The 18,471-nt window shown below is 71.8% G+C and carries 9 protein-coding genes and 2 pseudogenes; 5 read left to right on the forward strand and 6 right to left on the reverse strand.

Annotated elements, in window-relative coordinates; translation table 11 throughout:
* Positions 1-25: 25 nt before the first annotated feature.
* The 4 genes from AQJ27_RS41925 to AQJ27_RS41940 all read right to left on the reverse strand — a co-directional run bounded on the left by AQJ27_RS41925 (position 26) and on the right by AQJ27_RS41940 (position 10,788).
* Complete coding sequence (locus tag AQJ27_RS41925; RefSeq protein WP_079065670.1) at positions 26-1,126, reverse strand: M23 family metallopeptidase; 1,101 nt, start codon at positions 1,124-1,126, stop codon at positions 26-28.
* Positions 1,127-1,236: 110 nt separating this feature from the next.
* Complete coding sequence (locus AQJ27_RS41930) at positions 1,237-9,246, reverse strand: type I polyketide synthase (protein WP_067381275.1); 8,010 nt, start codon at positions 9,244-9,246, stop codon at positions 1,237-1,239.
* A gap of 148 nt (positions 9,247-9,394) precedes the next feature.
* On the reverse strand, positions 9,395-9,892 hold the full coding sequence (locus tag AQJ27_RS41935; protein ID WP_067381279.1) for a YbaK/EbsC family protein: 498 nt from the start codon (positions 9,890-9,892) through the stop codon (positions 9,395-9,397).
* Positions 9,862-10,788 carry a DMT family transporter gene (locus tag AQJ27_RS41940; protein ID WP_096240331.1) on the reverse strand — a complete coding sequence of 309 codons (927 nt, stop codon included), beginning with the start codon at positions 10,786-10,788 and terminating at the stop codon, positions 9,862-9,864. The genes AQJ27_RS41935 and AQJ27_RS41940 overlap by 31 nt, the downstream gene beginning before the upstream one ends.
* An 80-nt stretch (positions 10,789-10,868) precedes the next feature.
* On the opposite strand from AQJ27_RS41940, the gene AQJ27_RS41945 reads away from it, so the two are divergent.
* Complete coding sequence (locus AQJ27_RS41945; RefSeq protein WP_067381290.1) at positions 10,869-11,789, forward strand: LysR family transcriptional regulator; 921 nt, start codon at positions 10,869-10,871, stop codon at positions 11,787-11,789.
* A gap of 210 nt (positions 11,790-11,999) precedes the next feature.
* On the forward strand, positions 12,000-14,390 hold the full coding sequence (locus tag AQJ27_RS41950) for an ATP-binding cassette domain-containing protein (protein ID WP_067381293.1): 2,391 nt from the start codon (positions 12,000-12,002) through the stop codon (positions 14,388-14,390).
* 31 nt (positions 14,391-14,421) lie between these two features.
* Here AQJ27_RS41950 and AQJ27_RS41955 read toward each other — a convergent pair whose 3' ends face one another.
* Positions 14,422-14,790 (reverse strand): VOC family protein, encoded by a 369-nt coding sequence (locus tag AQJ27_RS41955; RefSeq protein ID WP_067381296.1) that lies wholly within the window; start codon positions 14,788-14,790, stop codon positions 14,422-14,424.
* A 186-nt stretch (positions 14,791-14,976) separates the two neighbouring features.
* Here AQJ27_RS41955 and AQJ27_RS41960 point away from each other — a divergent pair, with 186 nt between their 5' ends.
* The 3 genes and pseudogenes from AQJ27_RS41960 to AQJ27_RS55085 all read left to right on the forward strand — a co-directional run.
* Positions 14,977-15,606, forward strand: a complete 630-nt coding sequence (locus tag AQJ27_RS41960) for a DUF6629 family protein (RefSeq protein WP_067381299.1) — start codon at positions 14,977-14,979, stop codon at positions 15,604-15,606.
* 150 nt (positions 15,607-15,756) lie between these two features.
* Positions 15,757-16,159: pseudogene (locus AQJ27_RS59310) on the forward strand (ABC transporter substrate-binding protein); the annotation flags it as partial.
* Positions 16,160-16,162: 3 nt separating this feature from the next.
* Positions 16,163-16,273: pseudogene (locus AQJ27_RS55085) on the forward strand (LuxR C-terminal-related transcriptional regulator); the annotation flags it as partial.
* Between the two features lie 69 nt (positions 16,274-16,342).
* Here the strand turns inward: AQJ27_RS55085 and AQJ27_RS41970 are convergent.
* On the reverse strand, positions 16,343-18,409 hold the full coding sequence (locus tag AQJ27_RS41970; protein ID WP_067381305.1) for an RICIN domain-containing protein: 2,067 nt from the start codon (positions 18,407-18,409) through the stop codon (positions 16,343-16,345).
* Positions 18,410-18,471: the final 62 nt, after the last annotated feature.

Consider the following 18,471-nt stretch of genomic DNA (forward strand, 5'->3'; position numbering starts at 1 on the left):
AGGCGACGACCGGCCCAAGGAGATGTCACGAGCCGGCGGCGAGCCATGGCATCGGGTCGGTGTACGTGCCGTCGACGAGTACCTCGAAGTGGAGGTGTGGGCCGGTCGACAGGCCGGTCGAGCCGACGAACCCGATGACCGTTCCGGCGTCGACGCTCTGGCCCGAGGTGACCTGAAGGGCCGACAGATGGTTGTACGTCGTCTCCACCCGTTTCCCGCCGATGGTGCCGTGATCGATCACGATGCGGTTGCCGTAGGCCTTGGTCATCGCCGCGAACACGACCTGTCCCTGTCGTGCGGCGGATATCGGTGCCCCCTGGGGCGCCGCGAAGTCGACGCCGGTGTGCAGCTTGGTCACACCGGTGAGCGGGTGCTGGCGCGTGCCGAAGGGTGAGGTGACCACGAGAGAGGTGAGCGGCGGTGCCAGTACCGCGCTCGCCGTCCCGCCGCCGGAACTCCCGCTCTCCACCCGGTCGTACGTCTTGTAGCGCGGGAAGAGCGCCTTGACCTCGGTGACGTAGGACCGTGCCTTCGTGGGGACCTGCCCCGCCCGGGTCACCGCGTCCGTGCCCACCGTGTAGGCGGCGAGGGTGAGGTCGAGGAGCTGTCCGGTGACCGTTCCGCGGTTCTTGAGACGGGTGGCCTTCTCGGCGAGAGCGCAGTCCTCGCGGGCGAGCGCCACGATGGCGTCCACCGGGTCGCGGGGCGAGGACCGTTTGTTGCCGTCCTCGTCCTTGCCCCAGGTCCGCCACTGCGCGTCGGTGAACCCGGCGATCCCCGTCTCACCCGAGAGCGTGGCGAAGTCGCTGTCCCAGCTGGAACGTTGTTCGATCTGGGCCGCGAGGACGGACGGCTTCAGGACCGTGCACGTCCTGGCCGCCACACGCAGCCAAGGCACGTAGGCATCCTCGACATGCTCGGCGACCGCGCCGTCCGCGACCACCGCGCTGTTCGTACCCGGGTCCGGCGACACAAGAGTGGTCAACCGGCCCGTCGCCGTCATGAACACAGCGAACCCCACCACGGCGGTCAGTCCCGGCAGGACCAGCAGTGTGAACGGTCCGGGGCGGCGTCTGCGCCGGGTGCGCGCGGCCCCGGGCTCGGGTGGCGACTCGGGGGTCGTGATACTCACCAGGGGACGCTAGCGTTTCGTCCGCCGGACTTCAGGAGGAGTAGAGGCAAGGTCACGTGCCCGTTCGGGCACACCGCGGCGGGCGGCGAAACCCGTCGCGGCGTTCATGTGGTCCTTCCTCGGCCCGGAGCGAGCGCGTCGATCCACTCGCGCACGGCCCGGGCCGTCGTCGGGGCGTTCTCCTCCAGCACACCGAGATGGCTGCCGGGGGTGTCCACCGTGTCGTGGGGGAGCGGCCACGACGACCGCCACCGTTCCGGCATGTCCGGCAGTGGCTCGCAGGCGCGCACCAACAGGGTGGGAACCGGGGTGGGTTGAGGGTCCCAGCCGCGGAACATACGGGTGTACGCGCCCAGCGCCAGCAAGGTCAGATCGTCCACCGCGCCGTCGAACCGCTCGCCGACGGCCGCGGGGATCCGGGCGGGCATCGCCAGCAGCCAGGGCTCGGCCTCCCGATCGGGGGTGACGTGGTACGAGTCCACCAGCACGAGTCCGACCGGGGGCGCGCCACCGGCTGCCAGCCGGGCGGTGACCGCGTGGGCGGCCGAACCGCCCATGGAGTGGCCCACGACGACGTAGGGGCGATCGCCCAGGTGCCGCCGGACGGTCGTGGCGTGCAGTTCGGCCAGCGTCTCCAGGTCCCGCGCCACGGCGACTCCGGTGTCGACGCCGGGGTGGCGCAGTTCGAAGACGTCCCGCTCGCCGTCGAAGGGGCCGGCGAGCCCCGCGTACCAGGGCCGACCGAGGTTGGTGGCGAAGCCGGGAACGCAGACGAGTGCCGGACCGCCCGCCCCCGAGGCCAGTCGCAGCGGCGCTGTCGCGTGCCGGGCACCCTCGTCGTGGCCGAAGGTGGGTGCGGCGAGGGACGCGCTCACGAGGAGGTGCATCGCGGAGACGACATCGCCCGTTTCGCAGACCTGCCGATAGAGGGTCGGCAGCGACCTGCCGGTTCCGCGCCGGCGCTCGACCGTCGGGAGCGCGGGGCGGGTCGCTTCATGACGCCGATCGCTCTCCGGCGGCCCGGCGGCAGTGGCATCGTCGGCCAGGGCGCCGCTCAGTTCGGCGTACACGTGCTCCGCGAGCCGCTCCGCGCTCGGCCAGTCGTACGCGACGGTGGCCGCCAGCGGGATCCCCGCGAGCAGGCTCAGCCGGTTGCGCAGCAGGACGCTCATCAGCGAGTCGAGACCCAGCTCCGGGAAGTCCCGGTCGACGGCATCGACCTGCGTATGACCGAGCACCGCGGCGACCTCGGCGCGGACCAGTTCCACCAGGGCGGGCGCCCGCTCGGACGGCGGCAGTGCCGCCAGGCGCTCCCGCCAGGCCCCGGCGACACCCTCCGACTCCACCACCCCCTCCTCCAGGGCGCTCACCACTCCGTCCATCGCCGTGGCCGTCGGCCGGGCAGGGCGCAGCAGCCCCCGCAACGGCGGCGGAACCGGGGTCCCGGCGGGCAGCGCTCCCGGCGAGCGGTCCAGCGGCAGCGGTGCGAGGACCGGCTCCCGGCCGCCGAGCGCGGCGTCGAACAGTGCCAGCGCCTGTTCCGGAGAGACCGCGCGCACCACCCCGCCGTGCACCCGGCCCGCGCGCGCCGCCATCCCGTCGTCGTCGGCCCAAGGCCCCCAGGCCAGGGACAGCGCGGGGAGACCGAGGGCGCTGCGGTGACGGGCGAGTGCGTCCAGGAAGGAGTTCGCCGCCGCGTAGTTGGCCTGACCGGGATTGCCCAGCAGTCCGGCGGCCGAGGAGAACAGTACGAACTGCGACAGCGGCAGGTCCTTCGTGAGCTCGTGCAGCTGCCAGGCCGCGTCGGCCTTCGGCCGCAGTACGGCCGTCAGCCGCTCGGGGGTCATCGCTTCCAGCACGCCGTCGTCCAGGACCCCGGCCGTGTGCACCACGGTGGTGAGGTCGGGCCCGAACTCCTTGATGAGGGACGTCAGTTGATCTCGCTCGGTGATGTCGCAGGCCACCAGGTCCACCCGCGCGCCCGCTCCTTCGAGCGCGGAGCGCAGCGTCTGCGCCCCCGGCGCCCGCTCTCCCCGTCGGCTGACGAGCACGAGGTGCCGTACGCCGTGCCTATCGACCAGATGCCGGGCCAGCAGCGCGCCCAGGGAGCCGGTGCCACCGGTGATCAGGACGGTACCCCGGCCGAGGGAGCCGTCCGCCGCCGCCCCGGGAGTGGCCGCGAGCCGAGGGACACTCAGCAGGCCGTCCCGGATGGCCAGTTGGGGCTCGCCCGTGCCGAGGGCGGCGGGCAGCAGCCGTAGCGACTCGGGCCGGCCGTCCACATCCACGAGCGTGAGGCGCCCGGGGTACTCGGCCTGCGCGGCCCGCAGCAACCCCCAGACCGTCGCGGCGGGCAGGTCCGGTGCCGCATCGGCGGCGCCACGCGTGACGACGGCCAGCCGCCCGGCACCGGCGAGCCGCGCACGCAACTGATCCAGCGCCCGTACGGTCAGCGCGTGGGCCGCGGCGGCGGGGTCGGTCCCCTCGTCGGCGTGCGCGGACAAGGACACCACGACCACCTCCGGAGCGTCCGCGGACCCGGACTCCGAGTCCCGCTGTGGCAGGAACGCGGCCAGCCCCAGGTCGTCGGGTTCCGCCACCGCGACGACGGGTCCTTCGCCGACAGCCGGAACGCCGGTCCACCGCAGTCTGTACAGCTCTCCGACCGGGGCGACCCCCGCCGTCGGCACCGGTCGGGTCGTCATCGACTCCAGTCGGGCGACGGGCGCACCCGAGGGCGTGGCGAGGTCGAGGCCGACCATGTCCGGGCCGGTGTTCCTGATGCGTACGCGCAGCGCCGTGGCCCCGGTCGCGTGCAGTGTCAGGCCCTGCCACGCGAACGGAAGCCGGGCCGGTCCGCTGGGCGGTTCGGCAAGCAGTCCCGCATGCAGGGCGGCGTCCAGCAGCGCCGGGTGGAGAGCGTGACGCCGGGCCTCCGGGAGAGGCACCGGGCCGACTTCGGCGAACAACTCCTCGCCTCGCCGCCACAGGGCCGTGACGCCCTGGAACGCCGACCCGTACGTGAGACCGGTGGTGGCCAGCCGTTCGTAGGCGCCGGTGAGATCCACGGCCGTGGCATCCGGCGGCGGCCACGCGCCGAGCGAGGCCGGGCGCTCCAGGACACCCGCCACCGCCGGACCGAGCCGACCGGTCGCATGGTGCGTCCAGGCGCCGAGCGCACCCGACTCCTCCGGCCGCGCGTACACGTCCGCCGTGCGCCGCCCGGCGCCGTCCGGCTCTCCCAGGGCCACCTGGACCTGGATCCACTCGTCGTCGGCGGCGGGGAGGAACAGCGGGGTGAGAAGGGCGAGATCCTCCAGTACGGCGACACCACACGCGTCACCTGCATGGAGCATCAGGTCGGCGAACGCGGCCCCGGGCACCAAGGTGTGGCCGCCCACGACATGGTCGCGCAGCCACGGCTGGGCCGCGCCGGACAACCGGCCACCGCACAGCACACGCTCCGTGCCCGGCACGGTGACCGTCTGCGTGAGCAGCGGATGGCCCGAACCGGCTGCCGCGTTGTTGGCGGGTTCGGACAGCCAGTAGCGCTGCCGCTGGAAGGGATAGGTCGGCAGGTCGACCCGTCGGGCGCCGCCGGCCGCGTACACCCGGCGCCAGTCCACCGGCACACCGTGGACATGGAGTCGACCGAGCGCGTCGAACAGCGTCCGCGGCTCCGGGGCGCCCCGCCGGGTGGCGGCCGTGAACAGCGGGTCCTCGCCGCTCTCGGAAAGAGCCGTCGTGGCCTGGGCCGTGAGGTGCGCGTCCGGCCCGATCTCGGCGAACGCGGTCACCCGCCCGTCGTACGCCAGCCAGCGCACGGCGTCCCCGAACCGCACGGCCTCGCGGGCGTGCCGTACCCAGTACTCGGCCGACCGCAGCTCGTCTCCGGCGGCCGGGCGTCCCGTCAGCCCCGACAGCACCGGAACGCGGGCAGGACCGTACGTCAATCCGCCGACGACACGGCTGAATTCGGCGAGCATCGGGTCCATCAGCGGGGAGTGGAAGGCATGGCTGACCCGCAGCCGGACCGTACGGCGCCCGAGCGCCGCGAAGCGCCGGGCGAGCGCGAGGACGGGTTCCTCCACGCCCGAGACCACGACCGCGCGCGGGCCGTTCACGGCAGCGATCACGGCCCCGTCGGTCAGCTCGCGGGTCACCTCCACCTCGGTGGCGTCGAGCGCCACCATGGCGCCGCCCTCAGGCAGCTCCCGCATCAACCGACCCCGGGCCGCGACCAGTTCGACGGCGTCCCGCTCCGACAGGATGCCCGCGGCGTGCGCCGCCGCCGCCTCGCCGATCGAGTGACCGGCCAGGAAGTCCGGCCGTACGCCCCAGGACTCCAGCAGTCGGAAGGCGGACACCTCGAAGGTGAACAGGGCCGCCTGGGCGAAGTCCGTACGATCCAGCAGCGCGCTCTCGGCGGTGTCCCAGAGCACCGAGCGCAACGGGCGTTCCAGGTGCGCGTCGAAGAGGTCGCACAAGGCGTTGAAGCTGTCGGCGAAGACCGGGAAGGACTCGCACAACTCGCGACCCATGCCTGAGTGTTGGGCTCCCTGGCCGGTGAACAGCAGGGCCGACCGACCGGCGGAGTCCGCCGTGCGCGCAGCGGCGGTCGACGCCAGGGCGTCCAGGGCGCTCAGCGTCCCCGCGCGGTCGTCGGCGGCGACGGCGGCTCGGTGGGGGAGTGCGGCCCGGCCGGTGGCATGGGTGAACGCCACGTCGATCAGGGCGAGTTCGGGCCGTTCCCGCAGTGCCACCGCGGTCCGCGCGGCCTGTGCCCGCAGCGCGGCCGGGCTCGCGGCGGACAGGAGCAGAGGCGGCGTCGACGCGCCGCGCCGGGAAGGTACCGCGGCAACCGTGGTCGTCTCGGCCTCTTCCAGGATCACGTGCGCGTTGGTCCCGCCGATGCCGAACGCCGACACCGCAGCCCGTCGGGGCCGCCCCGGCGGGGGCCGCCACTCCTCGTCCCGGGTCAGCAGCCGTACGGCGCCCGACGACCAGTCCACCCGAGGCGACGGCTCGTCGGCGTGCAGCGTGCGTGGGAGCCGTTCGTGGTGCATCGCCAGGACGGTCTTGATGACACCGCCCACCCCGGCCGCCGCCTGGGTGTGCCCGACGTTCGACTTCAACGAACCGAGCCACAGCGGCCGTTGGGCGCCCCGGCCCTGCCCGTACGTGGCCAGCAGCGCCTGCGCCTCGATCGGATCGCCGAGCGCGGTGCCCGTGCCGTGCGCCTCCACCGTGTCGACGTCCGCCGGAGACAGTCCCGCGTCGGCGAGGGCCGCGTGGATCACCCGTTGCTGTGCGGGCCCGTTGGGGGCGGTCAGCCCGTTGGACGCGCCGTCGGAGTTGACGGCAGAGCCGCGCAGTATGGCCAGGACCGGATGACCGTTGCGCCGCGCGTCGGACAGCCGTTCCAGCAGGACCAAGCCGACGCCTTCGCCCCAGGCGGTGCCGTCGGCCGCCGCGGAGAAGGGTTTGCAACGCCCGTCCGGTGCCAGCCCGCGCAGCCTGCTGAACGCGACGAACGGGCCGGGCGAGGCCATGACCGTGACCCCGCCGGCGACGGCCAGCGAGCACTCGCCGTCGCGCAGGGACCGTACGGCCGAGTGCATCGCCACCAGCGACGACGAACACGCGGTGTCCACGGTCACGGCGGGCCCGCGCAGCCCCAGCGTGTAGGCGATCCGGCCGGAGGCGACGCTGCCCGCCGAACCGAGGGCGAGATGGGCCTCCAGTTCGTGTCCGCCGCGATGCAGGAGGCGGGGCCCGTAGTCGGCGTGCATCACGCCGACGAAGACACCGGTGTCGCTGCCGCGTAGACCCGACGGGTCGAGGCCCGCCCGTTCCAGCAGCTCCCAGCCGGTCTCCAGCAGCAGTCGTTGCTGCGGATCGGTGGCCAGCGCCTCGCGCGGCGACATGTTGAAGAAGGCCGCGTCGAAGTCGGCCGCCCGGTGCAGGAAGCCGCCCCTGCGGGTGAGGGAGGTGCCCGGCCGGTCGGGGTCGGGGTCGTACAGGTCGGCCGTGTTCCAGCCACGGTCGGTGGGGAAGTCCGAGGTCGCGTCGGTGCCGTCCGCGACGAGCCGCCACAGATCCTCCGGGGACTCCACGCCCCCCGGGTAGCGGCACGCCATGGCCACGATGGCGATGGGCTCCCTGGGCCCGACGCGGGGTCCGCCGCTGGACGTCCGCGCGGCGGCGGGCTGACGGTCGCCGTGCAGCGCGTCGCGCACCAGGACCGCTGCGGCGGCCGGCGTGGGATGGTCGAACACCAGCGTCGCCGGCAGATCGAGACCGGTCGCCGTGCCCAGTCGGTCGCGCAACAGCACACCGCCGAGCGAGGTGAGTCCCTGTGCCGTGAAGGGCAGTTCGGGATCGAGCCACTGCGCGGGGACGTCGAGCGTGCGGGCGGTCTCGTCGAGTACCAGGTCCAGTACGGCGTCGGACGCGGCCGTCAGCCGCTCACGCAGCGCCGAGGACGCGGCCGCGCGTTCGGCGGCGAGCCGCTCCGTCAACTGCTCGGCGAGCGCGGACCGGAGGATCTTGCCGGAGGGCGTACGGGGGATGGCGGGGGTCGGGTAGATCTCGTCCGGCACCTTGAACCCGGACAGCCGCTCCCGGCAGTCGGCGAGCGCCCGCGCCGTGTCGAACCCGTCAGGTCCCGGGACGACGAAGGCGACCGGCACCTCGCCCAGCACGTCGTGCCGTCGGCCGACGACAGCGGCGTCGGCGATGTCGGGACGGGCCAGCAGTACCTGTTCGACCTCGGACGGGTTGATGTTCTCCCCGCCCCGGATGATGAGTTCCTTGACCCGGCCGGTGACATGGAGATGGCCGTTCGCGCCGAGCCGGCCCAGGTCCCCGGTGCGGTACCAACCGTCGGAGAACGCCTTCGCGGTGGCGTCCGGACGGTTGTGATAGCCCCTCATCAGCCCGGGGCCGCGGACCCAGATCTCCCCGTCGGCCCCGTCGGCCCCGCCGGTGACCTCGGCACCGGTGGACGGATCGGTCAGCCGCACCGAGAGCCCCGGCAGGGGAGGCCCGCTGGAGGCGTCGTCACGGGGTCCGTCGAGGCGCTGGACCGCGATCTTCCCGCAGGTCTCCGTGGAGCCGTAGCCGTCGAGCAGGGGAGCGGCCAGGACACGGCCGACCTCCGCCTTCAGCTCAAGGGGACAGGGTGCGCCCCCGGTGACGCACAGGCGCAGTGACGAGGACACCGGGGCCGCCGTCTCCCGCAGCGACTCCAGCAGGAGGCGATAGGTGGCGGGCACCCCGGCCAGAATGGTGAACGGCTCGGCGGCCAGTGCCTGAGCGACGCTCGCACCCGGGGCGAGGAGGCGAGCGCTCGCACCGACCGCGATCACTCCCATCAGGCACAGCGAGTGCGCGAAGGCATGGAACATGGGCAGGGGCCACAGCAGCCGGTCCTCCTCCCGCAGTCCGTGCGCCGGCACGTAGGCCGCCGCCACCGACCACAGGGCGGCACGCTGGGTGGAGACCACTCCCTTGCTCTCCCCGGTCGTGCCCGAGGTGTAGAGAATCCACGCCGGATCGTCGAGACCGAGGTCGTCCCGGGGCGCCACATCAGGATCCGTCCCGGCCAGGTCCTCGAAGGCGAGCGCGTCGGCGTGCAGATCCTGGAAGCGGAGCTCGTCCAGATCCTCGAAGTGGAGCTCGTCGACGGGCAGGTCGCCCCGGCCGACGACGGCCATCCGTAACTCGGTTCGCTCAGCGGCCAGTCGGGCGACCCGGGGGGCGAGCGACTCCTCGGTGATCACCAGGACCGCGCCACTGTCGTCGAGGAAATACCCCAGCTCCTCGTCCGACGCACCGGGGTTCAGCAGCACGCCGATGGCCCCGGCCCGCAGCACCCCGAGACAGCTCTCCACGAGCTCCACCCGATTGCCCAGATGGATCGCGACCCGCTCCCCGCGCCGCACCCCGAGCCGCGCCAGATGCCCCGCCAGCCGACCGGTGCGCTCCTCCAACTCCCGGTAGGTGACGGCGCGGCGGCCGTCCACGTAGGCGGTCCTGCCTCCCCGCCGAGCCGAGTGCTCCCTCAGGGTGACGGCCAACGCACGCATCAACTCGCCCTGGAACTCGGCCATTTCCCACCCCTACGACTTCGACCGCAGACCACTCGGCGTAACCGTACGTCAGCCGGATCCCCGTTCATCAGCGCTGCGACCTGGCGGCGCGTCGGCCACGGCTCCACACCGTCCCGCCTCCGACATTCCGGAGGCGGGGCCTTCTCGTTCAGTCCGAGCGCGGACCGGCGATGCGCTCGACACGCGGCTCGGCGAGCCTGGCGTAGTCCGCCCCGGACATGGCCAGTGAACGATCGAGGCGGGCGGCGTTGAAGTAGAGGCACGGCCGCGCGACGACGTCCGGATCCGCGACGAGTTCGAGTGCGGGGTCGAAGCTGAAGGGCAGCACGGTGCCGGGGACGGCCCGGGCCAGTCGCTCCGCCGTGGCAGCGTCGCAGAATCCGACGTAGCGGGCCGCGAACAGCGTGCGGATGGCGTCGAGGTCCACACGCCGGTCCCCGGGGACGACCGCGAGCACGTGGCGAGTGACCCGCCGGTCGATCTTGACCATCAGGACGAGGCACTTCGCGGCCTCGGACACCGGATGCCCGCGCAGTGCGCTGACCGTCTCGGTGGTGCCCTCCGGTTCGTGGTCGATGAGTTCGTACGCGGTCGCGGTGCTGTCGAGCAGGCTGATCAGACGCTCGTAGGTGCCGTTGCCCGGCAAGGGGACTCCTCGATGTGGGTGGCGCGGTGAGTACGTTCGATGTGCTGTCCCCAGTACGTCCCGGTGACCATGAGCGCGGCGCCCAGGGCGGCGAGGACGGTGAACCCTTCGCCGCCGAGGCAGACGCCGACCACGACCGCCCAGACCGGTTCGGTGCCCAGCAGCAGACTGGCTCGGCTGGCAGAGCTCTTCTGCACCGCCCAGGTCTGGGCGAGGAAGGCGAACACGCTGCAGAACAGGGCGAGATACACGAGCTGACCCCAGACCGCGGCATCGACCCGGGTCAGCGTCGGCAGCGCGCTCGCGGCGGGTACGAGGAACAGCGCCGAGCCGACACCCGTCTGGACGGCCGTGAGCTGCAACGGCCGCACGACGCGGCCCTTGGTGAGCCGTCCCACGAGCGCGACATGCGCCGCGCGCACCACCGCGGCGGCGAGCATCAACAGGTCGCCGATCCCGGGAGTGTGGAAGCCGCTGCCGGACATGAGCAGGGCGACGGCCACCAGACACACACCCGTGGCGGCGAAGAACCGCGGAGGCAGCCGTCCATTGTCCGTCGTACGGTCCAGGAGCGGGGTGAGCACGATGGTCAGGCTGATGATCAGTCCGGCGTTGGCCGCGCTGGTGTGCGCGACACCGTACGTCTCCAGAACCAGGACAGCGGCCTGAGTGACCCCCAGCACAGTCCCGACCCGTACTTCGTCCCGCGTGCAGCGCTCCTTCCGGCGGCGGGCGGCGACGAGGGCGAGGCAGGCGATCGCGGAGATCGCGTACCGCGCGAACAGCACCACCAGGACCGGCAGGGCATGGGTGGCCGTCTTCGCGGCCAGGTAGCTGGAGCCCCAGACGATGGCGACAAGGAGAAGCACTGCGTCAGTGCGGCGGGTGTGGAACACGCCCCTACGCTGCACTGCTTCCACTCTGAAGCCAAGAGCGAGATTCTTCAGCGAACCTGAAGGATCACTACACTGAGCAGGTGAATGAGCGGCAGTTGCAGATCTTGCGGGAGCTCGGCGAGTCGGGAAGCGTCACCGCCACCGCTGAGGCGCTGTTGATGACGCCCTCGGCCATCTCCCAGCAGTTGCGGCTGCTGCAACGCTCGATCCCGGTCCCTCTCACCGAACGTGACGGCCGACGGCTCGTGCTCACCGATGCCGGGCAGGCACTGGCCCGTGCCGCGATCGAGGTGGAGACCGCCATGGCCACGGCACGGCACGCGATCGACGAGTTCGTCGACCAGCCGGACGCGGGCGTGTCGGTGGCGGCCTTCCACAGCGCGGCCTCCGCGTTCTTCCCGCTCCTGCTGCTCGGCCAGGCAGGACCTGGACGCCCGCGGCTCTCGCTCGCCGACGAGGATGTCGCGCAGGACCACTTCCCCGGACTGACCCGGGACTACGACCTCGTACTCGCCCACCGTCTCGACCAAGCGCCGCCGTGGCCGGCCACGGTCACCGCCGACACGCTGCTGCGTGAACCGCTGGACGTCGCCCTGCCGGCCGACCACCCCCTGACCGCGAAACGACGTCTGACCCCGCGCGACGTCGCGGACCAACCCTGGATCACCGTTCACGACGGGTTCCCGCTGATGGCCACGATCGACGCCATCGCGAGCGCCGCGAACCGACGGCTCGACGTCGTCCATCGCATCAACGAATTCTCGGTCGTCGCCGAGGCCGTCGCCGCCGGGGGCGGCCTGGCCCTCATGCCCCGCTGGACCACGCGTCCACACCCCGCACTCGTCCTCAGACCTCTCAGCGGCGTGCACACCCGGCGCCACATCGACGTGCTCCACCGCCCCGAACGCGCCGCCCGGAGCGCCGTACGCACGGTGCTCACCGAACTCCACCGGGCAGCGGCGACGATCCAGCGGCGGGACGGCGGCGCGGTTCCGGCGTGAACGCCGTCGTGCGCGTCGGAGCAGGTGACCAGAACGGTCAGGATTCGAGAAGCGCCGGTGAGTGAGCCGCGGCTACCGTGACGGCCATGGACATCGCGATCCACGCCCCGACACAGGAAGACCTGACGTTACCCTCGGGGCTGGTCGGATCCAGCCAGGCGACGCCGACGGAGTCCGCGCAGGCGGCCCCACTCGACAGATGGAGACACGATGAGCATGGCCCCGAGGACGGACCCGCAGTCGCCTGCGCCGCACGTTGCCGACAGCCACGATCTGATCCGCGTGCACGGTGCGCGCGAGAACAATCTCAAGGACGTCAGCATCGAGATCCCGAAGCGCCGGCTGACGGTGTTCACGGGCGTGTCCGGCTCGGGCAAGAGCTCGCTGGTGTTCGACACGATCGCCGCTGAGTCGCAGCGACTGATCAACGAGACGTACAGCGCCTTCGTGCAGGGCTTCATGCCGACACTGGCGCGGCCCGAGGTCGACGTCCTCGACGGGCTGACCACCGTGATCACCGTCGACCAGCAGCGGCTGGGCGCCGATCCCCGCTCCACGGTCGGCACCGCCACCGACGCCAACGCGATGCTGCGCATCCTCTTCAGCCGACTCGGCAAGCCGCACATCGGATCGCCCAAGGCGTTCTCCTTCAACGTCGCCTCGATCAGCGGAGCCGGCGCGGTCACCATGGAGCGCGGCGGACAGACCGTGAAGGAGCGCCGCAGCTTCAGCATCACCGGCGGCATGTGCCCGCGCTGCGAGGGCCGAGGCTCGGTCTCCGACCTCGACCTCACCCAGCTCTACGACGACTCCAAGTCGCTCTCCGAGGGCGCGATCACCGTCCCCGGCTACACGGGGGGCGGCTGGAACTCACGGCTCTACAGCGAGTCGGGTTTCTTCGACCCGGACAAGCCGATCCGCAAGTTCACCAAGAAGGAACTGCACGACTTCCTGCGCCGCGAGCCGACCCGGATGAAGATCGCGGGCATCAACATGACCTACGAGGGGCTGATCCCGCGGATCCAGAGGTCGATGCTCGCCAAGGACCGGGAGGGCATGCAGCCGCACATCCGGGAGTTCGTGGACCGGGCGGTCACCTTCACCACCTGCCCCGAGTGCGACGGCACCCGGCTGAGCGAAGGGGCCCGGTCGTCGAAGATCAAGCGGATCAGCATCGCCGACGCCTGCGCGATGCAGATCAGCGACCTGGCCGAGTGGGTCCGCGGTCTCGACGAACCGTCGGTGGCGCCGCTGCTCACCGCGCTGCAGCAGACCCTCGACTCGTTCGTGGAGATCGGGCTCGGCTACCTCTCGCTCGACCGGCCGGCGGGCACGCTGTCCGGCGGCGAGGCCCAGCGCGTCAAGATGATCCGCCACCTCGGCTCCTCGCTCACCGACGTCACCTACGTCTTCGACGAGCCCACCATCGGCCTGCACCCGCATGACATCCAGCGGATGAACGACCTGCTGCTGCGGCTGCGGGACAAGGGCAACACGGTGCTCGTCGTGGAGCACAAGCCGGAGACGATCGCGATCGCCGACCATGTCGTCGACCTCGGCCCCGGTGCCGGTACGGCGGGCGGCACCGTCTGCTTCGAAGGCACCGTCGAGGGGCTGCGGACCGGTGGCACCATCACCGGCCGCCATTTCGACGACCGGGCCGCCGTCAAGGAGACGGTGCGCAAGCCCACCGGCACGCTGGAGATCCGCGGCGCGAGGACGCACAACCTGCAGGGTGTCGACGTCGACATCCCGCTCGGGGTGCTTGCCGTCGTCACCGGTGTGGCCGGATCCGGGAAAAGCTCACTCGTGCACGGCTCGATCCCGGCCGGCGAGGGCGTGGTGTCGGTCGACCAGGCCGCGATCCGCGGCTCCAGGCGCAGCAACCCGGCGACGTACACCGGACTGCTCGACCCGATCCGCAAGGCGTTCGCCAAGGTCAACGGCGTGAAGCCGGCCCTGTTCAGCGCCAACTCCGAGGGCGCCTGCCCCACCTGCAACGGCGCCGGCGTCATCTACACCGACCTGGCGATGATGGCCGGCGTCGCCACCACCTGCGAGGAGTGCGAGGGGAAGCGGTTCCAGGCATCGGTGCTGGAGTACCACCTCGGCGGCCGCGACATCAGCGAGGTGCTCGCGATGTCGGTGACCGAGGCCGAGGAGTTCTTCGGCGCCGGTGAGGCGCACACGCCCGCCGCTCACCGCGTCCTCACCCGACTCTCCGACGTCGGCCTCGGCTACCTGACCCTCGGCCAGCCCCTCACCACCCTCTCCGGCGGCGAGCGCCAGCGCCTCAAGCTGGCCACCCACATGGCGGAGAAGGGCGGCGTCTACGTCCTCGACGAGCCCACCGCCGGCCTCCACCTCGCCGACGTCGAGCAGCTGCTCGGCCTGCTCGACCGGCTCGTCGACGCCGGCAAGTCGGTCATCGTCGTCGAGCACCACCAGGCGGTCATGGCGCACGCCGACTGGATCATCGACCTCGGCCCCGGCGCCGGCCACGACGGCGGCCGACTCGTCTTCGAGGGCACCCCCGCCGACCTCGTCGCAGCCCGTTCCACCCTCACCGGCGAGCACCTCGCGGCCTACGTCGGCACCTGACGCGGGCCCCCGCTCGACGGTGCTCTTGACGTCAGCCCCTGATCAGGCAGAAGGGATGCCCGGCCGGATCGGCGAAGACCCGCCATCTGTCGCCACCCGGTTGGTACTCCGGTTTGGTCGCGCCCAACCGCAGCAGCAGGGCCTCCGCCTCGTCGAGGTCATCGACCGCGAAGTCGAGGTGGCTCTGCTGGGGCGCGGCCTGGTCCGGCCAACGCGGAGCCTGGTAGTCGTCGACGCGTTGAAAACCGATCGCAAGCCCGTCCTCGCGGGTGACGCCGGCGAAGTCACCGTTGGATTCGGGGTGAAGCTCGAGCCCGGTGGCTTGGTGATAGAACGCGGCCAGTGTCTCTGGATCGGCGCAGTCGAGCGTGATCGCCGTGAGCTTCATCTGCGGGGGCATGGCAACCGACGCTACAGGCCCCCTGACGAAGCGCCTCGATCACCCCTGCAACAGAACGCATTCCGGTGCCGCCGGTCCCGTTCGACCCCGCACCGGCGGGTGGCCTGCATGAGTTCGCGCGGCGGCGGCACTACGGTGGTCGGCGTAAGGGTGTCATCACATGACGGCCGACCCCCGGGTGGCGCGATGTGCTGGAGTGCGACGGCCGACCTGGCCGCCGGTGTCGGGATCGGCGCGGTCGGCGTGGTCTGTGTGGCGCGGGTGCGGCGGGTCCGTGTTCTGCCGCTGGCCGCGCTGCCGTTGATCCTCGGGGCGCATCAGATCGTGGAGTCCGTGGTGTGGGACTCCGGCGGGGGTACGGGCCCGGCGACCGTCGCCTGGGCCGTCATCGCGCTGCCTCTGCTCGCGGTGTGGGTCCCGGCCGGTGTGATGTGCGCGGCGCCCCCGCACGCCCGGCGCGGGCTGACGGTCCCCCTGGCGATCGGCCTCGTGACGGGCGCCGCGCTCGCGTACGCCCTCGTGACCCGCCCCGTACGAGCGGAGGTCCGCGGCCACACCCTCGGCTACTTCGTGCATCTGAACCATCCCGAACTGCTCGTCGCCGGCTATCTCCTGGCCACCGTCGGCTCCCTCCTGCTCTCCGGTGACCGTGGACTTCTGCTGCTCGGCGTGCTGATGGGCGCGGGCGCGCTGATCTGCTGGGCGCTGTGGGAGCTGGAGTTCGTGTCGACCTGGTGCGCGTTCGCGGCGGTGGGTTCGGTGGCGCTGTTCGGCTGGGTGCGTCGGCGCCCGGCAGGGCCGGACGCGGGGCGCTGACGGGCACGTCCTGCGCGGCCCGCACGGCCGTCGACGTCGTTCAACCGATCGGTTGAACGCGGGTTCCACCGCCCGCGCGTCCCACGCTCCGCACGGATGACGCGCGACCGCACGCCACGGCGCCAGAATCGCCACTGACCATGGCGCCGTGCCGGCGGAGACACCCCGACACAGCAGCACGGCACCAAGGCCGCGTTCCTCGAGCGCTTCTCGGACATCGACCTGAAGCTCGTCGCACGGCGCCTGGGTCGCCATCGGCGCGATCGGCTTCAGCTTCCTGTACGACGTCGCCGCGGCCGGCGCGGGCGCCCCGAAGACCCCGCTCGACCTGATCGACCCGAAGTGGAAGGGGAAGATCGCCTCGTCGTACCCGCACGACGACGACGCGGTCCTCTACCTCTACAGCCTGTACGCGCGGAAGTACGGCTGGGACTGGGTGGCCGCGCTCGCCCGGCAGGACGTGCGCTTCGCCCGGGGCAGCAACTCCCCGGGGGACGCGGTCAGAGCAGGGCACAAGGCCGTCGACGCAGAGGTCGTCGGCGAACGCGTCGGCCAAGTGGTCGACCCGGAGCAGGACTTGAGCCATCGCGAGATCGAGGTCGTCCGGTTGCTGGCCGAGGGGCGCAGCAACCGGGCCATCGCCGAGGCGCTGTACCTCAGCGAGGCCACGGTCAAGACCCCTCCGCGCCCGTGCCGACCGTCACGGACGGGCGCGGAGAGGGATGGCGCCGTAGGGCTAGGAACCGGCCCCGGCGGTCACGTCGGACACCGTCCACCGTTGGTTGGAGCCGGAGTTCGGCGTCCAGATCGTGACGGCGGATCCGTCGGCGGTGGCCTGGCCGCCCACCTCCAGGAGCCTTCCGGTGGCGGCGTTGACGAGGGTCCAGGTGCCGTCACCGGTCGTCGACATGATCCACTGCGTGGCCGTGTCACGCGGCCCGGTGTCCGCCTCCAGGACCGGGGCGCCGTCGCGCACGGCCAGCCGCTTGCCCTCCACCGGGTTGGTGAACACGTACCGCTGCCGGTTGCCGGTCCCGCCGCTGATCTCTCGCAGCTGCCACCGCTGGCCGGCGACCGTGGCCGCGTCCGTGCTCGCCGTCTTGATGACGAGCTTGCCGCCGTCGTCCGCGACGGTGAGTGCCTTGCCGCTCTGGACGCCGGTCAGGGAGTAGGTGTGGCCCTTCTTCAGCAGAGCGGCGTCCTTGGCCACGCCCGACACGCCCTTGACGACGAAGGAGGTCACGGACTGGGCGGGCACGGTGAAGGTGGCTTGGCGGTCGGTGACCGGGACGGGGGTCTGGCGTGCCAGCTTGCCGTCGGCGCTGGTCACCACGGGAGTCACCGTCGCGCCCCGAGCGATGTGGCCGAACTTGGACAGGTCGATGGTGACCGTACGCGCGCTGGTGGTGCTGTTGACGTGGACGACGGTCGCCCCGTTGCCGCTCTTGGAGACCGCGGCCGCGCTGGACGTGTTGTCGGTCTTGATCAGTCGGTCGCCCGGCTTGATGTAGTGGGTGAAGTTCCGGGCGGTGTCGAACTTCGTGTTCGTGTGGATGGGGCAGGTCGCGAGGGTGTCCGCGGAGGTGCAGCTGAACGGGAGCTGGATGCTGCCCCAGTTGCCGCCCTTGGCGGACTCACCGCCCGGCTTCATGTTGTCGTAGTCCTCGACCGGCTGCCAGAACACCCAGGCCTTGGGCTCGAGTTCGCGCAGGTCGTCGACCATCTGCTGGGCCAGGCCCAGGCCCGGCCGCATGTCCGTGAAGCTCTGGCCGTCGCCCCAGTCGCCCTCGACCTCGCTCATCCACAGCGGCTTGTTCGCCGCCTTGGCCAGGTCGCGCACGCTGGTTCGGCCGCCGGTGCCGTAGGTGTGGACGTTCAACTGGCCGACGAGGTCCCGGACGTCCTGGGGGTAGGCGTTCCAGTTCTGCGTGAAGATGCTCGGGTTGGTCTCGTCCATCGCGGAGATCTTCGTGCCGGTCTTCGCCTTCTCGAGGGCGGGGGCCAGCGCGCGGATGACCTGCTGCTGGAGCTCGGGGCCGATGTGCGCCCCCTCCTGGCGGCCGCCGACCGGCTGCCCGTCCGCGCCCAGGCGCGTACCCCAGTAGTTCGTGTTCGGCTCGTTGAACGGGTCGAGGGTGTCGACCTTGATGCCGTGTGCCTTCTCCAGCCGCTTGGTCGCGCCCGCCAGATAGGCGGCGAAGTCGTCGACGGAGTCGGACTTGAGCTGGTCGGCGGAGGAGTTGAAGCCGCCGGAGACATAGCCGCTGTTGGTCATGAACCAGGGCGGCGAGTTGCTGAACGTCTCCCAGTGGGTGATGTCCTTCTTGATCCGGTCCACCCACCAGCGCTGGGTGGCGTCGGCGTTCGGGTTCCAGTCGGCCGCGTCGCCTGCGCTCCACCAGTCGGTGTCCGTACGGGTGGTGCCGTCCGGGGCCTTCCACCAGCCCTCGACCGCTCCGCCGGCCCGCAGGTAGTTCTTGACGTCGGGGGCGTTGCCGCCGCCGATGTTGTAGCGGGCGATGTTCAGATTGAGGCCGTCGTTGCCGAACAGGAGCTTGGCGAGCTTCTCGCGGATCGGGGCCGGGTAGTTGCCGGTGGCGTTGGCGAACCAGACCAGACTGGTGCCCCAGCCCTCGAAGCTCTGCTCCTTGTACGAGGGATCCGGCCGGACGGTCACGGACGCGGCGGCCGTCGGCGCGGTCTCCGCGCTCGTCGGCGGGGCCGTGACCAGGGCTGCCCCGGTGGCCAGTGCGGTGCCTGCGATGGTTCCCAGAAGCCGTCTTGTGCGGGTACGGCGTGCCAACGTGTGCTCCCAACTCGTGTGTGGTCGCTGCGATGGACCGGCGTGCCCCCGGGTGGGGACAC

Source organism: Streptomyces olivochromogenes, from assembly GCF_001514115.1.
GTDB lineage: Bacteria > Actinomycetota > Actinomycetes > Streptomycetales > Streptomycetaceae > Streptomyces > Streptomyces olivochromogenes.